25 protein-coding genes and 1 tRNA gene are annotated in these 21,573 nt (G+C 58.5%); 12 read left to right on the plus strand and 14 right to left on the minus strand.

Features of this window, described 5'->3' with window-relative positions:
• Positions 1–6 precede the first annotated feature (6 nt).
• From C7H10_RS07570 to C7H10_RS07580, 3 genes are read left to right on the plus strand one after another with little or no spacing between them, the layout of a single operon-like run.
• Positions 7–852: an Mrp/NBP35 family ATP-binding protein gene (locus tag C7H10_RS07570; protein WP_106694379.1), complete on the plus strand. Its 846-nt coding sequence runs from the start codon at positions 7–9 to the stop codon at positions 850–852.
• Positions 849–1,556 carry a biotin/lipoate--protein ligase family protein gene (locus C7H10_RS07575; protein WP_106694380.1) on the plus strand — a complete coding sequence of 236 codons (708 nt, stop codon included), beginning with the start codon at positions 849–851 and terminating at the stop codon, positions 1,554–1,556. Before C7H10_RS07570 ends, C7H10_RS07575 begins: the two co-directional genes overlap by 4 nt.
• Positions 1,553–2,029 (plus strand): DUF6505 family protein, encoded by a 477-nt coding sequence (locus tag C7H10_RS07580; RefSeq protein WP_106694381.1) that lies wholly within the window; start codon positions 1,553–1,555, stop codon positions 2,027–2,029. Before C7H10_RS07575 ends, C7H10_RS07580 begins: the two co-directional genes overlap by 4 nt.
• On the opposite strand, the gene C7H10_RS07585 is transcribed toward C7H10_RS07580, so the two are convergent.
• The 7 genes from C7H10_RS07585 to C7H10_RS07615 form a co-directional block, all read right to left on the minus strand.
• Complete coding sequence (locus C7H10_RS07585) at positions 2,030–3,307, minus strand: molybdopterin-binding protein (protein ID WP_106694382.1); 1,278 nt, start codon at positions 3,305–3,307, stop codon at positions 2,030–2,032. It abuts the gene before it with no gap.
• Complete coding sequence (mobB, locus tag C7H10_RS07590; protein ID WP_061333159.1) at positions 3,304–3,795, minus strand: molybdopterin-guanine dinucleotide biosynthesis protein B; 492 nt, start codon at positions 3,793–3,795, stop codon at positions 3,304–3,306. The genes C7H10_RS07585 and mobB overlap by 4 nt, the downstream gene beginning before the upstream one ends.
• Complete coding sequence (gene mobA / locus C7H10_RS07595; RefSeq protein WP_061333158.1) at positions 3,792–4,379, minus strand: molybdenum cofactor guanylyltransferase MobA; 588 nt, start codon at positions 4,377–4,379, stop codon at positions 3,792–3,794. The genes mobB and mobA overlap by 4 nt, the downstream gene beginning before the upstream one ends.
• Positions 4,372–5,241 carry a formate dehydrogenase accessory sulfurtransferase FdhD gene (locus C7H10_RS07600; protein ID WP_106694383.1) on the minus strand — a complete coding sequence of 290 codons (870 nt, stop codon included), beginning with the start codon at positions 5,239–5,241 and terminating at the stop codon, positions 4,372–4,374. Before C7H10_RS07600 ends, mobA begins: the two co-directional genes overlap by 8 nt.
• A gap of 65 nt (positions 5,242–5,306) precedes the next feature.
• On the minus strand, positions 5,307–6,113 hold the full coding sequence (locus C7H10_RS07605) for an ABC transporter substrate-binding protein (protein WP_106694384.1): 807 nt from the start codon (positions 6,111–6,113) through the stop codon (positions 5,307–5,309).
• Between the two features lie 68 nt (positions 6,114–6,181).
• The gene (locus C7H10_RS07610; protein ID WP_106694385.1) at positions 6,182–6,925 is read right to left on the minus strand and encodes an ABC transporter ATP-binding protein; all 744 of its coding nucleotides are present in this window, start codon (positions 6,923–6,925) and stop codon (positions 6,182–6,184) included.
• Positions 6,922–7,620: an ABC transporter permease gene (locus tag C7H10_RS07615; protein WP_106694386.1), complete on the minus strand. Its 699-nt coding sequence runs from the start codon at positions 7,618–7,620 to the stop codon at positions 6,922–6,924. The genes C7H10_RS07610 and C7H10_RS07615 overlap by 4 nt, the downstream gene beginning before the upstream one ends.
• Positions 7,621–7,738: 118 nt before the next feature.
• Here C7H10_RS07615 and C7H10_RS07620 point away from each other — a divergent pair, with 118 nt between their 5' ends.
• Positions 7,739–8,623 carry a helix-turn-helix transcriptional regulator gene (locus C7H10_RS07620; RefSeq protein ID WP_106694387.1) on the plus strand — a complete coding sequence of 295 codons (885 nt, stop codon included), beginning with the start codon at positions 7,739–7,741 and terminating at the stop codon, positions 8,621–8,623.
• Between the two features lie 93 nt (positions 8,624–8,716).
• Here C7H10_RS07620 and C7H10_RS07625 read toward each other — a convergent pair.
• Positions 8,717–8,793 (minus strand) — tRNA-Arg (locus C7H10_RS07625).
• Between the two features lie 90 nt (positions 8,794–8,883).
• Positions 8,884–9,429, minus strand: coding sequence for a YaeQ family protein (locus tag C7H10_RS07630; protein WP_106694388.1), 546 nt, complete (start codon positions 9,427–9,429; stop codon positions 8,884–8,886).
• Between the two features lie 69 nt (positions 9,430–9,498).
• On the opposite strand from C7H10_RS07630, the gene C7H10_RS07635 reads away from it, so the two are divergent.
• From C7H10_RS07635 to C7H10_RS07655, 5 genes are all read left to right on the plus strand, one after another.
• Complete coding sequence (locus tag C7H10_RS07635) at positions 9,499–9,864, plus strand: CidA/LrgA family protein (RefSeq protein WP_106694389.1); 366 nt, start codon at positions 9,499–9,501, stop codon at positions 9,862–9,864.
• Positions 9,857–10,582 carry an LrgB family protein gene (locus tag C7H10_RS07640; RefSeq protein WP_106694390.1) on the plus strand — a complete coding sequence of 242 codons (726 nt, stop codon included), beginning with the start codon at positions 9,857–9,859 and terminating at the stop codon, positions 10,580–10,582. Before C7H10_RS07635 ends, C7H10_RS07640 begins: the two co-directional genes overlap by 8 nt.
• A gap of 97 nt (positions 10,583–10,679) precedes the next feature.
• Positions 10,680–10,886 carry a bacterioferritin-associated ferredoxin gene (locus C7H10_RS07645; protein ID WP_061333472.1) on the plus strand — a complete coding sequence of 69 codons (207 nt, stop codon included), beginning with the start codon at positions 10,680–10,682 and terminating at the stop codon, positions 10,884–10,886.
• A 129-nt stretch (positions 10,887–11,015) separates the two neighbouring features.
• Complete coding sequence (gene bfr, locus C7H10_RS07650) at positions 11,016–11,492, plus strand: bacterioferritin (RefSeq protein WP_061333471.1); 477 nt, start codon at positions 11,016–11,018, stop codon at positions 11,490–11,492.
• 9 nt (positions 11,493–11,501) lie between these two features.
• Complete coding sequence (locus tag C7H10_RS07655; protein ID WP_106694391.1) at positions 11,502–12,857, plus strand: phosphohexomutase domain-containing protein; 1,356 nt, start codon at positions 11,502–11,504, stop codon at positions 12,855–12,857.
• A gap of 128 nt (positions 12,858–12,985) precedes the next feature.
• On the opposite strand, the gene C7H10_RS07660 is transcribed toward C7H10_RS07655, so the two are convergent.
• The gene (locus tag C7H10_RS07660) at positions 12,986–14,104 is read right to left on the minus strand and encodes a phospholipase A (protein WP_106694392.1); all 1,119 of its coding nucleotides are present in this window, start codon (positions 14,102–14,104) and stop codon (positions 12,986–12,988) included.
• Between the two features lie 9 nt (positions 14,105–14,113).
• Positions 14,114–14,446 carry a hypothetical protein gene (locus tag C7H10_RS07665; RefSeq protein WP_106694393.1) on the minus strand — a complete coding sequence of 111 codons (333 nt, stop codon included), beginning with the start codon at positions 14,444–14,446 and terminating at the stop codon, positions 14,114–14,116.
• A gap of 214 nt (positions 14,447–14,660) precedes the next feature.
• Between C7H10_RS07665 and C7H10_RS07670 the strand changes: the two genes are divergently transcribed.
• Positions 14,661–15,074 (plus strand): c-type cytochrome, encoded by a 414-nt coding sequence (locus tag C7H10_RS07670; protein ID WP_106694394.1) that lies wholly within the window; start codon positions 14,661–14,663, stop codon positions 15,072–15,074.
• Positions 15,075–15,141: 67 nt separating this feature from the next.
• On the opposite strand, the gene C7H10_RS07675 is transcribed toward C7H10_RS07670, so the two are convergent.
• Positions 15,142–15,681 (minus strand): hypothetical protein, encoded by a 540-nt coding sequence (locus C7H10_RS07675; RefSeq protein ID WP_106694395.1) that lies wholly within the window; start codon positions 15,679–15,681, stop codon positions 15,142–15,144.
• Between the two features lie 10 nt (positions 15,682–15,691).
• Positions 15,692–17,995, minus strand: coding sequence for a galactose oxidase-like domain-containing protein (locus tag C7H10_RS07680; protein ID WP_106694396.1), 2,304 nt, complete (start codon positions 17,993–17,995; stop codon positions 15,692–15,694).
• A gap of 422 nt (positions 17,996–18,417) precedes the next feature.
• Between C7H10_RS07680 and C7H10_RS07685 the strand changes: the two genes are divergently transcribed.
• Positions 18,418–20,112, plus strand: a complete 1,695-nt coding sequence (locus C7H10_RS07685) for a JDVT-CTERM domain-containing protein (protein ID WP_106694397.1) — start codon at positions 18,418–18,420, stop codon at positions 20,110–20,112.
• Positions 20,113–20,257: 145 nt separating this feature from the next.
• On the plus strand, positions 20,258–20,743 hold the full coding sequence (gene mrtJ / locus C7H10_RS07690) for a JDVT-CTERM system glutamic-type intramembrane protease MrtJ (protein WP_106694398.1): 486 nt from the start codon (positions 20,258–20,260) through the stop codon (positions 20,741–20,743).
• Here mrtJ and C7H10_RS07695 read toward each other — a convergent pair whose 3' ends face one another.
• Positions 20,744–21,553 carry an alpha/beta fold hydrolase gene (locus tag C7H10_RS07695; protein ID WP_106694399.1) on the minus strand — a complete coding sequence of 270 codons (810 nt, stop codon included), beginning with the start codon at positions 21,551–21,553 and terminating at the stop codon, positions 20,744–20,746. It abuts the gene before it with no gap.
• Positions 21,554–21,573 lie beyond the last annotated feature (20 nt).

A 21,573-nucleotide genomic window follows, 5' to 3' on the forward strand; every position in this document is an offset into this window, starting at 1 on the left:
CATTGTATGGTTCAATACGTTAATGCCGACAAAAGCAATCTGATCGGAACCGATGCGCCCCGGCCGCAGGACAAGAATCCGAGAGGCATCAGCCGGATTATCGCCATTGCCTCGGGCAAGGGCGGTGTTGGCAAATCCACCGTGGCCTCCAACCTGGCGGTGGCACTGGCATCGAAAGGGCTCAAAGTGGGGCTGCTTGATGCGGACGTCTACGGGCCCAGCCAGCCCCGTATGCTGGGGGTTTCCGGCCGCCCGTCCAGCCCGGACGGGCACACCATTCTGCCCTTGCGCAATCATGGCGTAACACTGATGTCACTGGGCCTGATGACCACGGAAGACGAAGCGATCGTGTGGCGTGGGCCGATGCTGATGGGCGCCCTGGAACAGATGATGAACCAGGTGGACTGGGGCAGGCTGGACGTGTTGCTGGTGGATCTGCCCCCCGGCACCGGCGATGTCCAGATGACCCTGAGCCAGAAATTCTTTGTGGCCGGCGCCGTCGTGGTGTCGACGCCCCAGGACATTGCCCTGATGGACGCGCGCAAGGGCATCGACATGTTCAACCGCATGGATGTGCCGCTGTTTGGCCTGATCGAGAACATGGCCTCGTTCGTCTGTGACGGTTGTGGCAAAGAACATCATCCCTTCGGCTCTGGCGGCGCCAGGGCGGAAGCGGAAAAGCTTGGAGCGCCTTTCCTGGGTGAAATCCCATTGGACCTGGATATCCGTATCGGCTCGGACGGAGGTGTGCCGATTGTGGTGTCGAAACCGGAAAGCCCCCAGGCCAGGGCCTTTCAGCGAATCGCCGATGAAATTGTGGCTTCCGATGTGTACGCCCGGGCCGTGCTATGAATCTGCCTGCTCCTCAATTCCCGCCACTGCTGACGGGCGAAGTAGTGCCCAGACATACCGACCCTTTTGACAAGGCGGTCAGCCGTGCCATCGCCGGGGTCGATTCTGGCACCATCTTCTACTCGCAAGGGGAGGATACCTTGCGTGCCGCGCTTGTGTTGGCACCGGAAACGCCACTGGAAGAGGCCATTCAGGCTGTCTACGTGGCCCAGATCGGCTTGGCTGAGAGCCTGGGTGCGCTGGCGCCGCCAGAGGTGCCGGTTCATTTCCAGTGGCCGGATCGTATCAAGGTGAATGGTGCCGTGTGCGGCGGTGTTCGCTTTGCCGCGGATGTGTCAGACCCGAAGGCGTACCCGAACTGGCTGGTGATCGGTATTCATGTGCCGTTCACCATGGCCGGCAACGAACCCGGTGACAATCCGGACGAAACCTGCCTGTGTGAAGAAGGCTGTGTGGATATCACCCCCATGTCGCTGCTGGAAAGCTGGTCCAAGCACACATTGCTCTGGCTGACCTACTTTCTGGATAGCGGATTCGAGCGCATACATACCGACTGGCGACCACGTTGCGACACCCTTGGCATGCAGATTGACTACCCGAGGCCGGGACTCTTCGTTGGCCTGGATGACAAAGGCCGGATGTTGTTACGGGAAGATGTGATGACAGAAACCGTAAGCCTGATTGAATTCGCGGAGCACCTATGAAACTGGCCCGAAGCCTGCGACTGGATGTGTCTGATGACAATGTGTTCGAGAATCCGGCGCCGAGCGGCGAATGGGCTATTTCGGGCGGATTCGAGTTCTCCAACTGGACCGACGCGGAGCTGAAGGGCAAAGCCCGGCAGGCCTTCAGTAATGGTTGGTACAGCATCGAATCCGGCGGTCGAGCCAGTTTCGTGGGTGTGTGTGACATTACCGAAACCGAACTGGAGGGGTTGCGCCGGACCCTGGCGCAAACCTTTGTCGAGCAATACGGGGCGCCAGACATAGAGGCGGCCTACCCCGTGGCTTGCGAAGAAATCGACCAGATGCGCAGCATGTGTGAGGACTTCGAGGACAATACCCTGCTGATGGTCAGCCGAACCCTGACCGAACTGGGGGTTGAGGAAACCTACCGTTCCCGGGCCCCGCAGGATGCCTCACTGGAAGCCTTCGCCGTGCACGGCAGCGTTGAGTGATTACAGCCCGAAGCTGCCATAAGGTATAAAGCGAACGGGCGTTCCCGGCTCGATCTCCTGGGCGCTCTCGTCCAGCTCCACCAGACCTTCAGACCAGGCCAGGCCGGTCACCCGCCCGGAGCCTTCGGAACCAAACACTTCAACCTGCCCGTCCCGCACCCGTGCCCGCAACATCTCACTGCGCCCCGGTTTTTTGTTCTTGGAAAAGTTGGCGGGAATCAGGTAACTCGTTGGTTCAAACCACTCACCCCCGGCCAGCAGTGCCATGGCCGGAACCCCAAAGCGCAATGCGCAGACCCAGGCCGCCACCGGGTTGCCCGGCAGACCCACCACGGGCGTGCCCTTGAACATGGCCAGCGCCAGGGGGCGGCCCGGTTTGATGGCAATGCGCCAGTTGCTGATGTCACCGTGGGCTTTCAGGGTTTTCGAGACATGGTCTTCATCCCCGGCGGAAACGCCGCCGCTGGTGAGGATCAAGTCGCATTGGTCCGCACCGCGCTCCAGTGCTGCTTTAACGTCCTCAGCCCGGTCCAGCGCATGGCCCAGGTCGACCAGTTCATAGCCCAGTTGCGTCACCATGGCGCTGAGCATCGGGCGGTTGGCGTCGTAAATCTGCCAGTCGGTCACCGGGGCACCGACGGGCTTTACTTCGTCTCCTGTCGACAACACGCCAACACGCAGCCGCTGGTAAACATCCACCGATTCGATGCCGACACTGGCGAGTACCGAAATCTGGGTAGGTGTCAGCCGGGTACCGGCGGTCAGAATGCAATCCTGTACCTGGATATCCTCGCCGGCTTTGCGCCGGTTGGCACCCGCCTTTAACGTGCCGTTCAGGTGCAGCTGGCCATCGATGACCTCGCAGTCTTCTTCCAGCACTACGGTGTCTGTGCCTGCCGGCATCACTGCGCCGGTGAGTATGCGGATGGCGTATCCCTCGGGAACCTGCCCGGTGTAAGGTTCACCGGCAGCACTGCGGCCATCGGCCAGTGGCAGCACACAAGGAACCTCGGTTAGAGGGCCGGCAAGGGCATACCCATCGACGGCGGAATTGCTGCTTGGCGGGTGGGCTCTGGGTGCATGGACATCTTTAGCCAGTATTCGGCCGTTGAGCTGAGACAGCGGGACGTCTTGCTCCACCCCCACCACCGGGTGCAGGCGGGAACGCAGCCGCGCCAGCGCTTCGTCCACCGGTGTCCAGTTCACCCCGGGAGGCAGGGCAAAGCAGTCGTTACGGAGCGGTTTCGTGGGGCTCCCGTTATTGGCGGCGTTGCTCATGGTTGTTCACGCTTCAGAATAAAGTCAGTGATGCCGGTGACATCGTTGATGTCGAAGACCGGGCCCGGGAAATCCGCGGCATAGTCTGCCGCCACCGCCACAATGCTTGGGTCCTGCGGGTACAGGGGGGCGTGGGAGCTGTCCTGCCGGTGAACTTCAATTTTGGGATGGGCGTTGGTTTTGAATCCCTCAACCACGACCCAGTCGCAGGGGCCCAGCCTGGCCAGCAACTCATCCAGGGTTGGCTCCCGGGCGCCCCGGAGTTCATGCATGATCGCAAAGCGTTGGCCGCCCGCGAGGATGACTTCCTGAGCGCCAGCCTCCCGGTGCTTGTAGCTGTCGGTTCCGGGTTGGTCTATGTCCACCAGGTGATGGGCGTGTTTGATGGCGTTAACGGTCAAACCTCTGCTGGACAACTCGTGAATCACGGCGCTGGCCAGGGTGGTCTTGCCCGAATTCTTCCAGCCTACGATACCTATCACGTTCACGTCAGATGCTGCTCCGCCCAAGCCAGGTCTTCCGGTGTATTGATGTTGAAGAAGTCGGCCTCCTCGAACATCACCAGGGTTTCACCCTTGGCCAGCGTCCATTGGCGAATCTTGCGCACGCCGTCGTTCAGGGCGGCTCTCAGGTCATGCCGCAGCGCGACTTGCCAGCGGCCAAAGGTGGGCTGGGGAATCCGCCCCCGCTCTGGGTCCGGGGTGGCTGCCAGCACCACCGGGGCGCCAGATGCGGACAGGCGCTCTACCATGTTCAGGGGGAACGATGGGGTATCCGCCGCAACGCTGATCAGCCACTCATGGCCCTGTTCCGCCGCCCAGTCCATGCCCGCCAGAATGCCGGCCAGGGGGCCGGCATAGTCCGGTATGGAGTCGGCAACCACCGGTAACCCCAGATCATCGAACCGGGAAAGGTCGCCATTGGCATTCAGTACCACGGCGTCTACCTGCGGTGTTATCCGCTCGATAACCCGATGAATCAGGGAATGACTCCCCAGCATCAACCGGCCTTTATCGCCACCACCCATACGGTTGGCCTGGCCCCCGGCCAGAATCACGGCGCACTCAGTCATGCTCAGCCCCTTTACGACGCATTTTCTTGTCCTCATCCGGAACCTGAGACAGGTCCTGATCAAACACCAGGCGGTGCTGGCCACTGAGGCAGGTGAATTTCTTGCCCCGCATCCGACCGATCAGGGTTAGCCCCACTTGCCGGGCAATATCCACGCCCCAGGCGGTGAAACCGGACCGGCTGATCAGGGTCGGGATGCCCATCAGGGACGTTTTGATCACCATTTCGGAGGTTAAACGGCCGGTGGTGTAGAGCACCTTATCGTCCGCGGGCACTTTGTTCTGATGCATCCAGCCAGCGATCTTGTCGACCGCGTTATGGCGTCCGACATCTTCCATGTACGCCAGAATCCTGCGGCCCTGGCACAGCGCGGTGCCATGGATGGCGCCGGTTTCCATATACAGGCTGGGGGTATGGTTGATCTGGTAGGACAGGTCGTAAAAGGTACTGGTGTGTACCGGGGTGTCTGGCAGTGAAAGCCCGTCCAGCCCTGCCATCATGTCACCAAACACCGTACCCACGGCGCAGCCGGAGGTTCGGGTTTTCTTTTCCAGTTTGTCCTCAACATCCGTGATGCCGGCCGTGCGTACCACGGCCACTTCCAGCTCCTCGTCGAAATCAATCCCGGTAACCTGATCGGTCTCTTTCAGCATGCCCTGATTCAACAGGAAACCGAGGGCCAGGTATTCCGGGTGATCGCCAATGGTCATGGCGGTGACGATTTCCTGGCTGTTCAGGTAAATGGTCAGGGGGCGCTCTTCGATAACACTGATGGACTTGGGTTGGCCGGTTTCATCAACGCCTTCGACTGCCCGGGACAATCTGGGATCTTTAGGATCGGGAAGTATGGAATCAATCGTCATTGTTATTCTGGCTCTTTCAGGGATTCCGCATACCGCATTATTTACGGACATAGCCAGAGATTAGCCTATTTGGCATTCGGGAAAAACAGCTGTTGTCCATTCACTTTAAAGTCAGCAATCGCTTGCTGGCCCTCTTCGGAAATCAGCCAGTTGTGCCACTGTCGGGCGAGATTGTGTTTAAGGTGCGGATGCTTCTGTTCCGAGAGCAACAAGCTGCCGTACTGGTTGAATAACACGTCGTCGCCTTCAAACAGCAGGGTCAGGTTCTGGCGGTTGCCGAACGCTACCCAGGTGGCGCGATCCGACAACACGTAGGCGTCCATGGCCGCGGCGGTGTTGAGCGTTGGCCCCATGCCGCTGCCAAGCTCCCGGTACCAGTCGCCATCGGGCTCAACGCCGGCGTTTTCCCAAAGGCGCAACTCGGCGCGGTTGGTGCCGCTGTCATCACCCCGTGATGTGAACGGGGCCCGGGCACTGGCGATGGCTGCGAAGGCCTCGGCGGCGGTTCTGGCGTTGCGGGCATTGGCGGGGTCGCTTGCTGGACCAATCAGCACGAAGTCGTTGAACATGACATCCGCTCGCCCGGTGGCGTGGCCATTCTCAATAAATCGCTGTTCGCCGGTGGTGTCGTGCACCAGCAGACTGTCGGCGTCGCCTCGGCGGGCAAGCTCAAAGGCCTGGCCGGTGCCAACGGCTACAACCCGCACATCGATGCCGGTGGCGTTTCGGAATGTTGGCAGGATAGTGTCAAAAAGCCCCGAGCTTTCCGTTGAGGTGGTAGACGCGAGAATGATGTATTCCCCGGCGTGCGCAGTGGGCAGCATGCCCACCGCCAGCACACTTGCAAACAGCAGGTTCAGGGCCTTTTTCATCTTGTTGTTCCTTGCGTGCACTGGGAGCGTCTTTCAGATCACTTCCTATCCGAATCCTGATAACGGAGCTATTCCACCAGTTCTCCGCTAACAAATGCCTGTGCCTCGCGAGACACGGGTTTGCTGAAGAAGGCGTCAGCAGCAGTGTGTTCGCGCACTTTGCCTCCAGACAGGAACAGAACGTCTCCGGCCAGCCGCCGGGCCTGGTGCAGGTCGTGGGTGGTCATCACAATGCGTGTACCTCGCTGGTGAAAATCCAGCACGGCGGCCTCAACGGCCTTGATCGCGGCCGGGTCAAGCGCCGAGGTGGGTTCGTCAAGAAATAACACCTGTGGTGAAAGCACCCAGGCCCGCGCCAACGCAAGGCGCTGTTGCTGGCCACCCGACAGCACCCGCGCGGGTTTGTGGGCACTGGCAGCCAGGCCGAAGCGCTCGAGGGCATCCAGTGCCAGTTTCGCCCGTGCCCGGCGGGGGACGCTGTTGACCGCCAGCGCGTGCCTCAGATTAGCCACCGCCGAGCGGCGCAGAAGCACCGGTTGCTGGAATACCATGGCCTGGCGGGGAGTGCCCTCATCCGACCAGATAATCCGGCCCTGGGTTGGCGATAGCAGCCCGTGGGCCAGTCGCAGCAGGAGGCTTTTGCCGGCGCCGTTGGGGCCCATCACCAGGGTAGGGCCGGGGCCGTCGAGAGTGAAGGAACAGGGGCCCAGCAATGTCTTTTCCTCGTGATGGAAGGCGACACCCTGAAAGGACAGGGCCGGTGGTGGAAGCAGGATGGATTTGTAAAAGTAGGGGGCGTTCAGTGAGGTCATCCTGTCCGCCTCCTGCTCAGTTCACCCACAAGATAGGCGCCGGCGTTGATCAGCATGACCAGCGTCAAAAGCACAATGCCGAGCCCGAGCGCCAGGGGCAGATTGCCTTTGCCAGTTTCCAGCACGATGGCGGTGGTCATGACCCGGGTGACCCCATCAATATTGCCGCCAACCATCATCACCGCACCCACTTCGGCACTGGCCCGGCCAAACCCGGCGAGCAGTACCGTCAACAGCGCAAAACGGGCATCCCAAAGCAGGGTGGGCATCATGCGTGCCCGAGACATCCCGAGAGACACGAACTGTTCCCGGTACTCGCCCAGCATCTCTTCCACTTTCTGGCGTGAGAGCGCCGCCAGTATGGGCAGCACCAGCACCACCTGGGCGATCACCATGGCGCCGGGAGTAAACAGAAGTCCCCACTCACCGAGGGGCCCGGCGCGGGAGAGCAGCAAATACACCATCAGCCCGGCCACCACCGGTGGCAGCCCCATTAATGCATTGAGCATCACGACCACGGCGCCGCGCCCCGGGAAGCGCCACAGCGCCACTGCAGCGCCAAGCGGAAACCCCAGCACCGCTGCAATCAGCACGGCCAGAAGCGACACCTGTAGCGAGAGCGCGACGATCTGGATGAGCGAGGCGTCTAGGCTTAACAGCAACGACAACGCCACATAGAACGCATTATTTTCCACTGCTGCGTCTCCTTATTATTTGAGCATCGTGGCGTTTTTAACTACGCTTTGCACAGCCTTCCGGAATTCATGCAGCCTGAAACAGTCCTGTGCTTTCCCCGCGCAGTTGGAGAGAATGATGCCCCTTCCTGCTTATCTCACCACCGCTGAAGCCGCCGAGTATTTGCGGCTTAAAGAGCGCAAGGTTTACGACCTGGTCAGCCAGGGCGTGATTCCCTGTGTCCGGGTGACAGGCAAGCTTCTCTTCCCACGCCAGCGGCTGGATCTTTGGTTGATGAACCACCTGGAGGGTGACGACGCCGTCAGCACGCCGATCCCGCCCGTCCTGGCGGGCAGCCAGGACCCGCTGCTGGAATGGGCGGTTAAGGAAAGTGGCGCGGAACTGGCGATGCTGTGCCAGGGTAGTGGCGATGGTGTGCAGAGGTTGGTTGACGGGCGTGCCATGCTCGCCGGTATGCATATCTGGCACGAAGACAGCCAGTGTTACAACGACCCGACCACCCTGGGCCTGAGCGGCATGCGCGACCTGGTGCTGATCCGCTGGGCAAAACGTCAGCAGGGGCTTTTACTGGCCGCCGACAACCCCCACCACTTGGTACGGCTAGAGGACATCGCCCGCCCCGGCATCCGGGTTGCCCATCGCCAGCCCGACGCCGGCGTCAGCCACCTGCTGCAGAGTTTACTCGCTCGCCACCGTATTGACGCGAAACAACTCAGATGGGCTGTTCACCCGTCACTCAGCGAGGACGACCTAGCGCTGGCCATTCGCCAGGGCGAAGCGGATATTGGTCTGGGTATCGAAGCGGCAGCACGCCGCCAGGGCTTGGCGTTTATTCCTCTGCAGCAGGAGCATTTTGATCTCGCCATGCGCCGGCGTCACTACTTTGAGCCCGCCATGCAGCGCTTGCTGGCGTTCGCCCGATGCGAGCGTTTTGGTCAGCGGGCAGAGGCGTTGGGGGGGTATGACATCAGTGAGTTGGGGCGGGTGGTTTATAACGCGTGAGGGGGAGGGGCGAACGAAAGTTCTGCATCGGCCCTCGGGTGAACCAGAGTTCCACAAAAAAAGCCCACGCGAGGTGGGCTTTTTTATTGAATATGGCGCGCCCGAGAGGATTCGAACCTCTGACCTCTGCCTCCGGAGGGCAGCGCTCTATCCAGCTGAGCTACGGGCGCATTCGAAACTGCGGATTGCTCGTCAATTTCGAGTGCGCAATCTTACGTGCGCCGGGGGCGTCTGTCCAGCCCCTTGCGGTAACTCTGTTTTCATACCTTTGGCAGTTTCTGTTCCGGGGTGATGCTGACCAAATCGGTGTCATTGCTGAAGGTGACTTCGCCGTCCTGCATCGACACCTGGAAGGTCATGGAGCGTTCCACCAGGCGGGCCAGCGCTGCGGTGTTTTCGGCGGGAAGGTCGACGATGGTCAGGTTGCCAAATCGTTCCAGCTTGTTATGGTGTTTCTCCCACCACACCGGCACGGCGCGGCCGCCATAGGTATACAGAATGACCTGCTGGGACCGGTTGCAGGCTTTGCGAACCCGGTCTTCGTCTGGCAGGCCCAGCTCTACCCAGAGTTCGATGTCGTCGGTCAGGGATTTCTGCCACAGCTCCGGTTCGTCATCGGTGCTCAGGCCTTTGGTAAACTCCAGCGTATCTGTGGCGTTCAGGGCAAAGGCCAGCAGCCGGATCATCATTCGCTCGTCGGTTTCTGACGGGTGGCGCGCGATGGTCAGGTGGTGGTCGGCGTAGTAATGCCGGTCCATATCCGCGATATGGAGTATGGCTTTGAAGATAGTGGCTTTCAGTGCCATTGAGCGTCCTGTGTTTTGGGTGGCAGGGCAATAGTGTAGAGCAATTTTGACTTGGCAGGGCATAGCGGCATGGTGGTGTTGCGGGGTTTTCTGGTTCTGGTGGTGTTTTTTCTGCTGGGTGAAGCGGTGCGTGTACTGGTGGGGCTGCCCATCAGCGGTGGTGTTCTGGGTATGGTGATGGCAACCTTTACCCTGATGCTTCGCGGGCGGGTAACCGACGAGCTGGCGGCAGCCAGCCAGGGGCTGATATCGGTTCTGGTGTTACTGATCACGCCCGGTGTTGTTGGTGTGTTTTTTATTGCGGATCAGTTTGCCGGACACTGGACAGCCGTGGTGGTGGCGTTGGTTTTAGGCACCTTGATGAGTGTATTCACCACGTTGCTGTTGATGAAGAAACTGACGACCGAGCAAGCCCGAGGTGATCAACATGACTGATCAACCGGGCGGATTCAACGCTTTGCTGGCGGCATGGACGGCTGGCCCCATGTTGTCCATCGGTCTGACCCTGGGCGCCTTTATCGTGGCCCAGTGGCTGTTTGCCAGGCTGCGGCGCCCGTTGTGGTTGCCGCCGGTGATGATTGCAGCGCTGTTGCTGGCGGCGGTGGTGGCCGCCAGTGGCCTGGGCTTTGAACGTTACGAGGCGGGTGCGCGTTGGCTAACGGTGCTGCTGGGGCCGGCAACGGTTGCGCTTGGTATTCCCCTGTATCAACAAATGCATCACATCCGGGCGCTGTGGCGGCCGATTATGGTGACGCTGCCCCTGGCCGCAAGCCTGGCGGCGTTCTATGCCCTGGCTATTGCCTGGTTGATGGGAGCGGCGCCCATGGTTCTGGCATCGCTGGCGCCCAAGTCGGTTACCGCACCCATTGCCATGGGTATCACTGAGGAGTTGGGCGGGTCGGTGTCGCTCACACTGGGCGGGCTGCTGATCACCGGTGTGCTGGCCTCTCTGTTCGTGGACTGGTGCGCCCGCTGGCTTCGGATTACCGACGACCGCATCATCGGTTTTGCCCTTGGCCTCAATGGTCACGCCATTGGCACGGCCCGTGCGTTTGAGATCAGTCATACTGCCGGCGCCTTTGCTTCTCTGGGGATGGGGCTGACGGGCGTATTCACGGCGTTGTTCCTGCCGCTGGCCTTCTGGATGATCTGATACATTTATTAGCAAAAAGTTAAGTACAAATGGTTGCAATTCTCGTTTGTAATGACAATAATTATCACTAACGTTTTTCAGTTGGTGAGTGTCTCCTATGTATGTATGCCTGTGTGTCGGGGTAACAGACAGAGAAATCCGCGAAGCGGCAGATAACGGTATCAGCTCCATGCGTCAGTTGGGCAAGGAGTTGGGTGTTGGTCGCCAGTGTGGTCGTTGCGCCTGTACGGCCCGGGAAATCCTGAAAGAAGCACGTTCTCCTGACTACCTGACCCTTGCCAACATGCTGGCCCAGCCCGCCTGACACTGGCGGGCGCCAGACTCCTCATCTTGGGGCGCGAAACCCTCTTAAAAATGCCACAGACATTTTTTATCGGCTACAAACCGGCTATCCTGACTAGCTGACAACTCAGCAAATCAAAGGACTCCGGCTATGAAAGGCGATAAAAAGGTCATTCAGTTCCTGAATAAAGTGCTCGCCAACGAGCTGACGGCGATCAACCAGTACTTTCTGCACTCGCGCATGTACAAGGACTGGGGTATTACCAAGCTGGCGGCCAAGGAATATGAAGAATCCATCGATGAAATGAAACACGCCGATCAGCTGATCGAGCGCATTCTGTTCCTCGAAGGCCTGCCCAACCTGCAAGACCTGAATAAGCTGCTGATCGGCGAAAACGTCCAGGAAATGATCGAGTGCGATCTGAAACTCGAGCACATTGCCCACACCGATCTGAAAGAAGCCATCCTCTATTGCGAGCAGGTGCAGGACTTTACCAGCCGTGAACTGTTCCGCAGCATCCTCGATAGCGAAGAAGAGCACATCGACTGGCTGGAAACCCAACTGGAAATGATTTCGCAGATGGGTATCCAGAATTACATTCAGCTTCAATCTTCTGCAGCGGAGTAAGCACTGACAATGGACCTGTCCTGTTTCAAGGCCTACGACCTTCGCGGTCGGGTGCCGGACCAGCTTAACCCCACGCTGGCTGAAAAGATTGGCCGGGCCTACGTGGCCATTACCGGCGCAAAAAAAGTCATCGTGGGTTACGACATCCGGCTCTCGAGCCCGGAAATCACAGAAGCCTTGAGCTCCGGCCTGATGGCCGCCGGCGCGGATGTATATGACATCGGCCTGTGTGGCACCGAGCAGGTGTATTTTGCCACCAGCCACTACGGCATGGACGGCGGCATCATGGTGACTGCCAGTCACAACCCGAAAGACCACAACGGCATGAAAATGGTTGGCCCCCAGTCACGGCCGATCAGCTCCGACAACGGCCTGAACGACATTCGGGATCGGGTTCTGGAGCCCTTCGCCAATGCGCCGGAGCAGGGCCGTTACGAGACGCTGGAAGTGATGAGTGCCTACGTAGACCACCTGCTGGGCTACATCGATGCGGCCAGCCTCAAGCCCATGACCATTGTCTGCAACGCCGGCAACGGTGGTGCCGGCCTGGTAATTGACGAGCTGGAACAGCACCTGCCATTCGAATTCGTGAAAGTGCACCACCAGCCGAATGGCCATTTCCCCAACGGCGTACCCAATCCGATCCTGCCGGAGAACCGCACCGCCACCGCAGATGCCGTGATCGAACACGGTGCCGCCATGGGCATCGCCTGGGATGGCGACTACGACCGCTGCTTCTTCTTCGACGAAAATGGCCGGTTCATAGAGGGTTATTACGTGGTGGGCTTGCTGGCTGACCAGTTCCTGCGCAAAACCGGCGGTGGCAAAGTCATCCACGACCCCCGCCTCACCTGGAACACCCTGGACCTGGTCAAAGCCGCCGGCGGCGAAGCCATCGAAAGCAAAACCGGCCACGCCTTTATCAAGCAGAGAATGCGCGACGAAGACGCCGTCTACGGCGGCGAAATGAGCGCCCATCACTACTTCCGCGACTTCGCCTATTGCGACAGCGGCATGATTCCCTGGCTATTGATCGCCGAGCGCCTGTGCCAGTCCGGCCAGACGCTGTCTTCTTTGATCGACGCCAGAATCGAAGCCTACCCCGCCAGCGGCGAAATCAACCGCACCATCAACGATCCCCCCAAGGTCATCGCCGCCATCGAAGCCAAATACTCCGTGGGAGCCAAGAGCGTCAGCTTCGTAGACGGCCTGAGCGTCGAATTCGACAACTGGCGCTTCAACCTCCGGATGTCCAACACCGAACCGGTGGTTCGCCTGAACGTGGAATCCAGGGCAGACAAAGCGTTGATGGAGGCGAAAACGGAAGACTTACTGCAGGAAATGGACAGACTGAACAAGAATTAAGACTGTGAGTTGAAACCACGGATGGGCTTCGGGATCGGGGTAAGGGGGAGGGCTTCCAAAACTATCAGGAAAGCCACGGTTTCCGTTTTGGAAGCCCTCCCCCTTACCCCGGTCTTGCACTATATTTACTACAGCCAGTTATTCAGCATAATACCCACCCCAAAGCGCTCAATACGCTCATTATAATCAATCAGACTCTCCCCATACCCGTTGTAGTACTGGAAAAAGCCCTTCAACGTATCCCCCATCGGGAAACTGTACCCAAACTCAACCGACGTCCGATTGGTAGACCGCATATTATTCAAAAGCTTCAGCGAGAACGTCCGGTCCTCTGTCAGCTTATAGACGGCATGGTAACTGCCATACCCCAGATATTTCTCGATATCCGAGTTGTCGTCATCGCTGCTGCTCTCCGGCAGCCGGTACCAGGGGTTTGCCATAAACAGCCAGCGGTCATAGCTGTAAGCCAGCCCGCCCTTTATCCTGTTCCAGCTTCGTGAACGGGGGTCTGATTGACCATTTGACTGGTGATTGAGCCCGATAGAGACACCACTTAGGGTTCCTGGCCCCACCTTCCAATCCAGTCGCTGCCGAAAGAAAATCTCAGGCTCGTAGTTGGTTTCCCGGAAAGGCGCGGATTCTTTGGTGTTATAAACCTGCCAGTAGGACTGCTGGGTGTAACCGAACCAGAAGGTTGTGCGATCATCAAAAATGCCGGTCAGCAACGGTATCTTGAAACTGATCTGGTATTTCGCTTCCTCCTGCTCCAGACCGTAGTCATAACCACCGGTGCCCAATCGCGGGCTGACGGGCCTTGGATTCGGGTCGTCTACGTAAGTAATCGGCAGGATATAGTTGGGCCGATGGGTAACAAAGCTGCCGGTGAATGAGAAGATTGCTTTTTCTGCGGTCAGATAATTATCAACCAAAGCTGCCATCACGCCGGCATCCGGATCATCTCCCAGGGCATCACCAACCATATCCTCGCGGGTGGCGTCATCTGCCACCAGTTCGGCAGCTTCCTCGTCGGCCTGTTCTAATGCCTCCTCGTCAGCCGCCTCTCTTGCTGCCCCCGGGTCGTTCTGGGCGTCGTAGCAGGCCAAGCGCTGTATGCCGTCTCGAATCAGGGCGCAGTTAACAGCGCTCTGATCGGATGGGGTGCGCTCATCGGCCGGCGCAGCACTGCTTGTAGCCACCAAAATCATGGCCAGCACCTTGGCCGGCAAACCGCTGTGATTTCCTTTCATCGAATCCTCTCAATTGGTGGCGGTCAGGCTGAGCCAGGTATTGGCAATACTGTAAATCCAGATCCCCAGCAGGCTCAGGGCCAGCAGGAGGAAAATCAGCTTGTGCCGGGCGTTGCCTTCGTTGCTGGCAGACGCAACCCAGCGCAGATACATCAGGCCGATAAAACTCAGGAATACGCCCAGGCTGGCCACCGCTGGAACAAGCAGCCAAGCCGCGCTCATCGGCGTCTCAGCAGTGGACTGGTTGCCAAACCAGGCCATCGAAACCAACAGAATCGCGAGGCTGGAGAACTCGACGATCAATAGCGGTTTGCGCAGGCGGTGGGGGTTGTTGTCGGACATATGACTCCCTGTTCTGCCGGAATAATGTTAAACCACACGGCCAGCAGGTATGGTAACCGGAAATAGCTTCAGTTCCGTTATAGTCTACGAAACTGTCACTAAAATGGTTGAAATCAAATTCTGTTTCTGACCTTTGGTTTTTTTGCGGGGGCTCAATCGCTATAATGCTGCCACCGAAAGATTATAACGCTCAAATGCGAGGTGCATTGTGAAGATGAAGAGAGTCCTGGCTGTTGTTGTTCTGGGTTTTGGCCTGGCCGCTGGTGCTGCACTGGCAAGTGTTGAAGATGAGATCCGTAACCGCATCAAACCAGTGGGCGAAGTGTGCCTGCAGGGTGAGGAGTGTGGTGAAGCAGCAGCTGCTCCGGCCGCCGCCAGCTCTGGCCCTCGCTCCGGTAGCGAAGTTTACGATGCAGCCTGTATGGCTTGCCACACCACCGGTGCCGCCGGTGCTCCGGTTATCGGCAACGCCGACCAGTGGGCGCCTCGCATTGACAAGGGCATGGATACTCTGATTGATCATGCCATTAACGGCTTCAACGCCATGCCGGCCAAAGGCGGCTGTGCCAGCTGCTCCGATGAGGAAATCGTTGCTGCTATTGAGCACATCATTGATGAGAGCCAGTAATTCGGCTTGAGAATGTTTGGATGAATAAAACAGCCCCTCATAAAGGGGCTGTTTTATTTTGTGCGGATCAGTGGTGGTCATCCTTGGGTAGTGGGTTTCTGGTTAGGCGCCCCCTGATCTCAGACTGAGCGCCCGAATCTGTAATGACGGGAATTCGCCAGAGTCCCTCCCCGTTTTCAACACCCAGGCGTGGATCCAGCCAGCCAAAGCTTGGCGTCGCAGACACCTTTACCCAGGAACTGTCCTTGTTGTGGCTGTTGACCATACCCGGTCTTGCCTCGCTCAGGCCGGGCCAGTCCGCGCTCGAACGGTTCGCCATCACACCTTCCGGGCCGAACCTCAGCAGCCCCTCGCCTTCTGTGTCCTCCACGGTAAGAACACTGCTCCCACGGTAAGACACCAGTATGCCCGGTTGTGGCGCATCCAGGATAACCGCAGACAGCCCGGGGATCGCTGCAGGCTGGCTGATGCTCGCCTGCAGGATGTGCTCGGGCGCGTTGTCTACCTCAACGGCTCCGTGCGCCAGCAAGGTTGAGGGTAAAGCTGTGCCTAGCAGTGCAAACACAGCGGCCTCAGCCAATGTCCGCGCCTTTTTCGTCATCTGCATGATCGCCTCCTTAGCCGGATGCACCAGTCAACAGCTCAAGCATGTCCTGGTCCAGCTGCGCCATGGTGGCATCGCCCTGGCACTGGAACGCTTCGTTTACCACCGCAATTGGCGCAGAAACCGAGGGTACCCGCCCTTCCGGCGTGGATTTGCTGACGAACAACATATACTGCCCGGCGGGCACAACGCTCTGTTTTCCGGGCATTTCCAGTTGCAGGTTGCGGCCGTTGCGAGCCTTGACCGGCAGCTCAATCGCCCGCTGATCGCCATCAATCAGGTGAGTCATCACCGTTCTTCGGATCAGCAGCACCTTGTCGATGTCCAGGGCCTGGTCCACCTGAATGGTAAAGCTATCGCCAACACTGAGCTGCTCGGGTGCAGACAGTATGGTGGGCCGATCATTACGCATGGCGTAGGGCGGTGTGTAGATCTCGAAGCTTGGGTCCCGGCCATCGTTCGGGGCCAGTCCGAAGTCTTCCAGGCTGATGTGAGACAAATACGCTGTGTTGATCGGAGCGTGCCCGCCAATCATGACCCGGCCATCGGCCATCAACACGGCGGTGTTGTGATAGGTTCTTGGGCGATGGCCGCTGGCCATTTCGGTCCAGGTTTCGGTGTCCGGATCAAATCGCTCCGCGGTCATGATGGCGCCTTCAAGCCCCGGTAAGACAACGCCGTCTCGGGTGCCACCACTGAATACCATCACGCTGCCGTCAGGCATCACCACATTGGTGCCATACCAGCGGGGCTGGTTCAGGGCGCCGGTCAGCCGTGATTCATAGCCAATCTGGTCGCCGTTGGTTTCAATCCGGTCAATCCGGCTCTGATCGGTCGGCAGGTAGCCGCCAGGGCTGGTCAGCAGTGCATAGCTGGGCACGCCACCGGCTGTGAGCAGTTCAACGTTGTTGTACTCGCCATTTTCGTCCGGCTTTAACGGCAGCATGGTCGAGGAGGTGGAGCCCCGCATACCACCGCCGATGGCTTTGATCAGCGTGTCAGTTGTCAGGAGCGAATCGTCCGGGCTGGTCAGCAGATCCGTGACGGAGCTGATCAGTCCATCCGTGCTGGATAACAGGTCTTCGGTAAACAACCGGAGCTGCTCTTCGGTCAGGTTGGTCAGATTGAGCGTGCTGGCAAGTTGTCCCAACCCGACTTCGTCCAGCCGCAACGGCAGGCCGGCATAGCCAATGTCATTCCAACGCTGGCTGGCAGGGTCAAAGGTGGCGACAATGTTCCAGAGTGCCTGGTCATAACCCTGGCCAAACGGATTGAAGGCCTGGCCGCCGGCATTGTAGAGCACGTGGCCGTTGGGCAGCAGGTGCAAGCGGGGGTACAAAGGCAGAGAACGATCAGCGGTGCTGGGGTTCTGGGTCCACACGCCGGTGCAGGGGTTGAACGTTTCCGTTTGCACCACGTTGCGGCCGGAGTTGATGGGCTCCTCGGGATAAACCGGCTTCAGCAGTTTGGTGACGCCACTGGCAACAAAGATTTTGCTGTCTGGCAGCGTGACCATGGAGGGATACCAGCGGCCGAAGTTCATGTCTCCCGTTTGTCGCCAGGTATTGGTGGTCGGATCAAAGATCCGGGAATTCTTGATGCCTTCCAGCTCAGCTACCCCCAGGGGTAAGCCATCAATGCCCGGCTCGGAATAATAGTCGGTGCCGCCTACGGCCATGACACTGCCATCCGCGAGCCCGATCACGTCAGAGCAGAACAGGGCGCCATCATTCCGGTTGGTGTTGTCGGCGGTGTCCAGCAAACCGTCCAGCGGCGTTCCGCCAAGCAACGTCTCACTGTCGTTGCCGTCCGGGTTGGCACCACCGCGTAGCGGAGAGGGTTTCAGCCAGTCGGGGCGATCGTCGTTACCCAGTGACAGCACACGGGTCTGGTCGTTTACCGATACCTCGCCGAATTCTGCAACAATGGACAACTCAACGTTTTCGGTTCCCTCCAGCGCATTCAGGTAAAGAAGGCGGTCGTCAGGAAGCAGCGCCATGGTGCCGGCGGCTGGCTTGCATTCCTGCAGACCGTCTTCGGTGGTGATGCATTTTTCGTCGGTTTCGACCACTTCACCATCTACCACGATGGTGGGTTCGGCGAACGGTGCGCTGAACACACCGATAGGTGAGTAATTCTCCGGGATGGCGGGCAGAGGCCTGGGCGACGGTTGAGCCGCGTCCGCGACTGCTGGCGCTTCGGTGCGTGTGTCGGCGGTATTGCCCGATTCAGCGCCGTCACCGCCGCAGGCTGAAAGATAGGCAGCGCCCAACAAAATGGGGACGCCCCTGTAAAACCCGATTTTTGTTCTATTCATCGTATGCTCCCTTATCTTGTATTTGTTTGGCATGCAGTGGTCTATGCGACCACTACCTATTGATACGAAGGGGAGCAGGAAAAGTTTCAAAAAAATGTCATATTGTCCGGCAATGTGACGAGGTGGCGGTTGGCTGGTTCTCTGAGCGTGGCGTTTCCTGTGTTCTGTTTGCCGATTTTGTCCTAGCCCCCGACACCTTCCCAGTGTCCTGATATGTTGTGGCTTTTCGATTTCAATGCAAAATATGCATAGGTATATCGTATTATTTCAATTTACTTTGGTATTGGTAATGGCGGACAAATAGGGGGTAGACCGCGCCAATTGAGCCAGATTTGTTACCGGGATAGTAGTCAAGTCTGCTGAAGATAAAAGGTGACATCTACCGAGGAGACCTTACGAAAACAAAAAAGTGGAGCGTGATTATGCATCCCCCCCTTAAAGGCTTGTTCATTTTAGCGACTGCTGGTCTGTCGAGTCTGGCACTGGCTGCACCTAACGGTGATTTTTCAGACGTAACCCCCTTCCCGGAAGATACCAATTTTGAGGTGGTGGACATCGGCGGCGATGTTGGCCTTGGTTTTCTTCCGTCCTGGACCTTCCTGAGGGACCTGACTCTCGCTACCCGAGATCCATCCGCGACCGTGTCTGTAGAGGGGTCTGTCATCACCGACTCACCAGTACCGGTATCGGGCACGGGCGTGTTCTCCTTTGAGCAAATAACCAATGATTTCGATGCCAACAGACTGGAGCAGTGTGTCGCCATTGATGAGAACCTTGACATCAAGTTCAGCTACTGGGTGTTCACTAATCGTAGTGCGGTCAACAACAGTCTCCGGGTTCAGCTGAACACCAACTTTTACAGTGATCTGGAAACCTGCAACAGGGACATACAAGCCAACAGCACCGACAACCGGTTAACGGACGGTGAGTTTGATGTAAACCGCAGATTTCACCTTGGTGATGGTGGTGTTGAGCAAAATCAATGGGCGTTCGTCGAGGAGGCGAATCGCGAGACAACCGGCCCGATGGTTCACCCCGCCGACCAGATTTCGGAAGGAGCAAAGGCGGTTCGCCTGTCCATTCGCCCCTTTAGCCTTAATGCCGTCAGTGATCCCGAGGAAGTGCGAATCTGGCTGGACGATATTCGGGTGGAGCAGAATGGCGAAAATGTGCTGATCAATAACGATTTCAGCCATCCGGCCCTTAAGGATGGAGACTTCGTAACAGCCGATGCCAGTGGCTGGCAGCTGGCATTGTCACCCCGTAACAGCATCACTCCGCTGGCTTCGGCGGGTCCCCTTCCTTTTGCGCTGAGTGGTGATAATGGCCTTTACTTCAAGCGTCTGACCGGCGAATACGAGGATGCCAGACTGGTTCAGTGCATCAGCCGGGATGATATCCCGTCCGGTGTACTCCAGCCGTCGGTCAATGTCTCAAGCGATGAACCTGCTGTTGGGTTGATGGCCGCCTTACGTGCGGAGTTCTTCACGGACGATGCCTGTGTCAATGAGGACACCCTGGATGACCTCGAAGGGGAGCTGGAGATCACGGCGGATCCCCGGCAGTGGCTATTCATCAGGACCACGGACGATATCGATGCCGATAGCATTGCTGGCAGCGGTTCCATGCGTCTTACCCTCAGCGTCCGCGATCAGTCCGGCGGCAGTGGCGCTCCGGATAGCGGTATGGTCCGTACCGTGTTCGTGGATGACGTACAGTTATCGGCCTTGACGCTTGCCAGACCTACCTTCAGCCCGGACGGCGGTCAGAGTTTCCTGGACAGGCTGGTCGTCACCGTGAACGGCCGCCCGGGGACCACGCTGTATATCACCACAGACGGTTCTGATCCGGATACCAGCAGCCTGGCGTTGCAGCCTGGGGAGACCATCGAGTTAATCGAGACAACAGAGCTCCGGGCGTTGGCGTCAGACGGGCAAGCGGTGTCAGAGATACAGTCCGCAGTCTATACCCGTCTTAATCGCTCAGAGCTTGGCAGTCAAAGCAGCGGTAGTTCATTCGGTTGCAGCCTGGGTGGCGGTCAGGACCCTGTGCTGCCCATGCTGGTATTGATGGCTTTGATCGGTTTGGCGAGGGGTGCGCGGCGGACTAACGCCTGACGATCAGTCCGGCCGTCATCTTTGCTCCCTGTCGTCGGCAGGGAGCTTTTTTTTTGTGCCCGGCAGGGGGAATGCGCTGATCTTTTCAGCCCGGGCAGTGATGGTGTGGCATGATGCGATTGAATGAACGCAAGGCAGGAACTTAATGCAACGTAGCGGAGAAGGCCGTCAAACCAGCGTGGCGTGGTCCAGTATCGACATACTAAGGGATTGGCAGTTTCAGGCAGCCATGAGTGTTGCAATCCCCATCGGCTTTCTGTGGGTATGGTGGATAGAGCCAACGGCAGGGGTTTTCGACGCCGGTGTACTACCACTGGTCGTATTCGTGGTTGTTTTTCCGTTTCTGGAGGAATTCGTCTTTCGGGGGATGATGCAGCGCGGGCTGCTCAAAACGTCGATAGGACGGCGGTGCTACGGGCCCATTACCCTGGCCAACATTGTTACCTCGTCACTGTTCGCCATCGCACACTTGCCGCGAGGTGGGCTGCTCCTCGCGGCAGGTGTGATTGTTCCCAGTATTTGTTTCGGATACTTTTTTGAACGTCACCAGCGGCTGGTGTCGCCCATCATGATGCATATGGCCTTCAACCTGATTGTCGCAATGTCGGCCATTGCGATCGGGTCTGGCTGATCAGCCCAGCAGGAAGCTGGATACCGCAGAATTGAACTGTTTTGCGTCTTCGAGGTAAGGCGCGTGGCCCAGGCCCCTGAGCTCCAAATGGTGTACGTCAGGTATATGGTCCAACAGCGGTTGGGCTTTTGTCAGTGGTGCGACGGAATCCCGGTCGCAGGTAATCACCTGTGTCGGGGCCTGAATTCGCGCGAGCTCCGGTATCAGGTTGGCGGTTTGAATGGCAAGGGCAGCATTTGCTACACCCTCCTGCCTTGATTCCGCTGCAATGTCAGCGACGCGTTGGAAAATCGTATCATCGGTACCCTCGGGCAGCATCCCGGTGGCCCGCCGCTTTCCATATTCTGCTTTCGGCAAGTCCGCCAGTTCCCGCAACCGTCTTTGATATCGCTCGTTGGCTCCGTCGGTAAGGCCGTGGCCGGGATGGGTGCACGAGAGTATCAGGCGGTTCACCAGATCCGGCCTCAGAATGGCTATTTTCATGGCGACCAGCCCGCCCATGGAGTGGCCGACGACATTGACCGGTCCTTGATGACAGTGCGATAAAAACTCGATGGCAACTCGCGCCAACGCCGTGACCGAACTACCCGCCACATCGGATTCACCGTAGCCGGGAGCGTCCCAGGCCCACATTTCCATGAATGGGGCCAGCGCTGACAGCTGGTCGACCCAGCTAGAGCCATTGCCGTTGAGGCCGTGAAGAAAGAGCACCGGTGTTCCGCTGCCGCGGTGTAGATAGCTGAGTCGACCATGCGCGAGGCGGACAATCGACCGGGGGATTGGCTGTTTCATGATGTTTGACTCGCTCATGGTTGAGTGGTCCAGAGATG

It is taken from the genome of Marinobacter shengliensis, from assembly GCF_003007715.1.
In the GTDB taxonomy this organism is placed as follows: Bacteria; Pseudomonadota; Gammaproteobacteria; order Pseudomonadales; family Oleiphilaceae; genus Marinobacter; species Marinobacter shengliensis.

Excerpts from the sequence above, each read along its gene's own strand:
- C7H10_RS07610 (WP_106694385.1), bottom strand. The coding sequence starts at position 6,925 with ATGACCTCACTGAACGCCCCCTACTTTTACAAATCCATCCTGCTTCCA.
- C7H10_RS07575 (WP_106694380.1), top strand. The coding sequence starts at position 849 with ATGAATCTGCCTGCTCCTCAATTCCCGCCACTGCTGACGGGCGAAGTA.
- mrtJ (WP_106694398.1), top strand. The coding sequence starts at position 20,258 with ATGCAACGTAGCGGAGAAGGCCGTCAAACCAGCGTGGCGTGGTCCAGT.
- bfr (WP_061333471.1), top strand. The coding sequence starts at position 11,016 with ATGAAAGGCGATAAAAAGGTCATTCAGTTCCTGAATAAAGTGCTCGCC.
- C7H10_RS07630 (WP_106694388.1), bottom strand. The coding sequence starts at position 9,429 with ATGGCACTGAAAGCCACTATCTTCAAAGCCATACTCCATATCGCGGAT.
- C7H10_RS07570 (WP_106694379.1), top strand. The coding sequence starts at position 7 with ATGGTTCAATACGTTAATGCCGACAAAAGCAATCTGATCGGAACCGAT.
- C7H10_RS07620 (WP_106694387.1), top strand. The coding sequence starts at position 7,739 with ATGCCCCTTCCTGCTTATCTCACCACCGCTGAAGCCGCCGAGTATTTG.
- C7H10_RS07645 (WP_061333472.1), top strand. The coding sequence starts at position 10,680 with ATGTATGTATGCCTGTGTGTCGGGGTAACAGACAGAGAAATCCGCGAA.
- C7H10_RS07680 (WP_106694396.1), bottom strand. The coding sequence starts at position 17,995 with ATGAATAGAACAAAAATCGGGTTTTACAGGGGCGTCCCCATTTTGTTG.
- C7H10_RS07640 (WP_106694390.1), top strand. The coding sequence starts at position 9,857 with ATGACTGATCAACCGGGCGGATTCAACGCTTTGCTGGCGGCATGGACG.
- C7H10_RS07675 (WP_106694395.1), bottom strand. The coding sequence starts at position 15,681 with ATGCAGATGACGAAAAAGGCGCGGACATTGGCTGAGGCCGCTGTGTTT.
- C7H10_RS07600 (WP_106694383.1), bottom strand. The coding sequence starts at position 5,241 with ATGACGATTGATTCCATACTTCCCGATCCTAAAGATCCCAGATTGTCC.
- C7H10_RS07655 (WP_106694391.1), top strand. The coding sequence starts at position 11,502 with ATGGACCTGTCCTGTTTCAAGGCCTACGACCTTCGCGGTCGGGTGCCG.
- C7H10_RS07695 (WP_106694399.1), bottom strand. The coding sequence starts at position 21,553 with ATGAGCGAGTCAAACATCATGAAACAGCCAATCCCCCGGTCGATTGTC.
- C7H10_RS07635 (WP_106694389.1), top strand. The coding sequence starts at position 9,499 with ATGGTGGTGTTGCGGGGTTTTCTGGTTCTGGTGGTGTTTTTTCTGCTG.
- C7H10_RS07670 (WP_106694394.1), top strand. The coding sequence starts at position 14,661 with ATGAAGAGAGTCCTGGCTGTTGTTGTTCTGGGTTTTGGCCTGGCCGCT.
- C7H10_RS07585 (WP_106694382.1), bottom strand. The coding sequence starts at position 3,307 with ATGAGCAACGCCGCCAATAACGGGAGCCCCACGAAACCGCTCCGTAAC.
- C7H10_RS07605 (WP_106694384.1), bottom strand. The coding sequence starts at position 6,113 with ATGAAAAAGGCCCTGAACCTGCTGTTTGCAAGTGTGCTGGCGGTGGGC.
- C7H10_RS07580 (WP_106694381.1), top strand. The coding sequence starts at position 1,553 with ATGAAACTGGCCCGAAGCCTGCGACTGGATGTGTCTGATGACAATGTG.
- C7H10_RS07685 (WP_106694397.1), top strand. The coding sequence starts at position 18,418 with ATGCATCCCCCCCTTAAAGGCTTGTTCATTTTAGCGACTGCTGGTCTG.
- C7H10_RS07660 (WP_106694392.1), bottom strand. The coding sequence starts at position 14,104 with ATGAAAGGAAATCACAGCGGTTTGCCGGCCAAGGTGCTGGCCATGATT.
- C7H10_RS07665 (WP_106694393.1), bottom strand. The coding sequence starts at position 14,446 with ATGTCCGACAACAACCCCCACCGCCTGCGCAAACCGCTATTGATCGTC.
- mobA (WP_061333158.1), bottom strand. The coding sequence starts at position 4,379 with ATGACTGAGTGCGCCGTGATTCTGGCCGGGGGCCAGGCCAACCGTATG.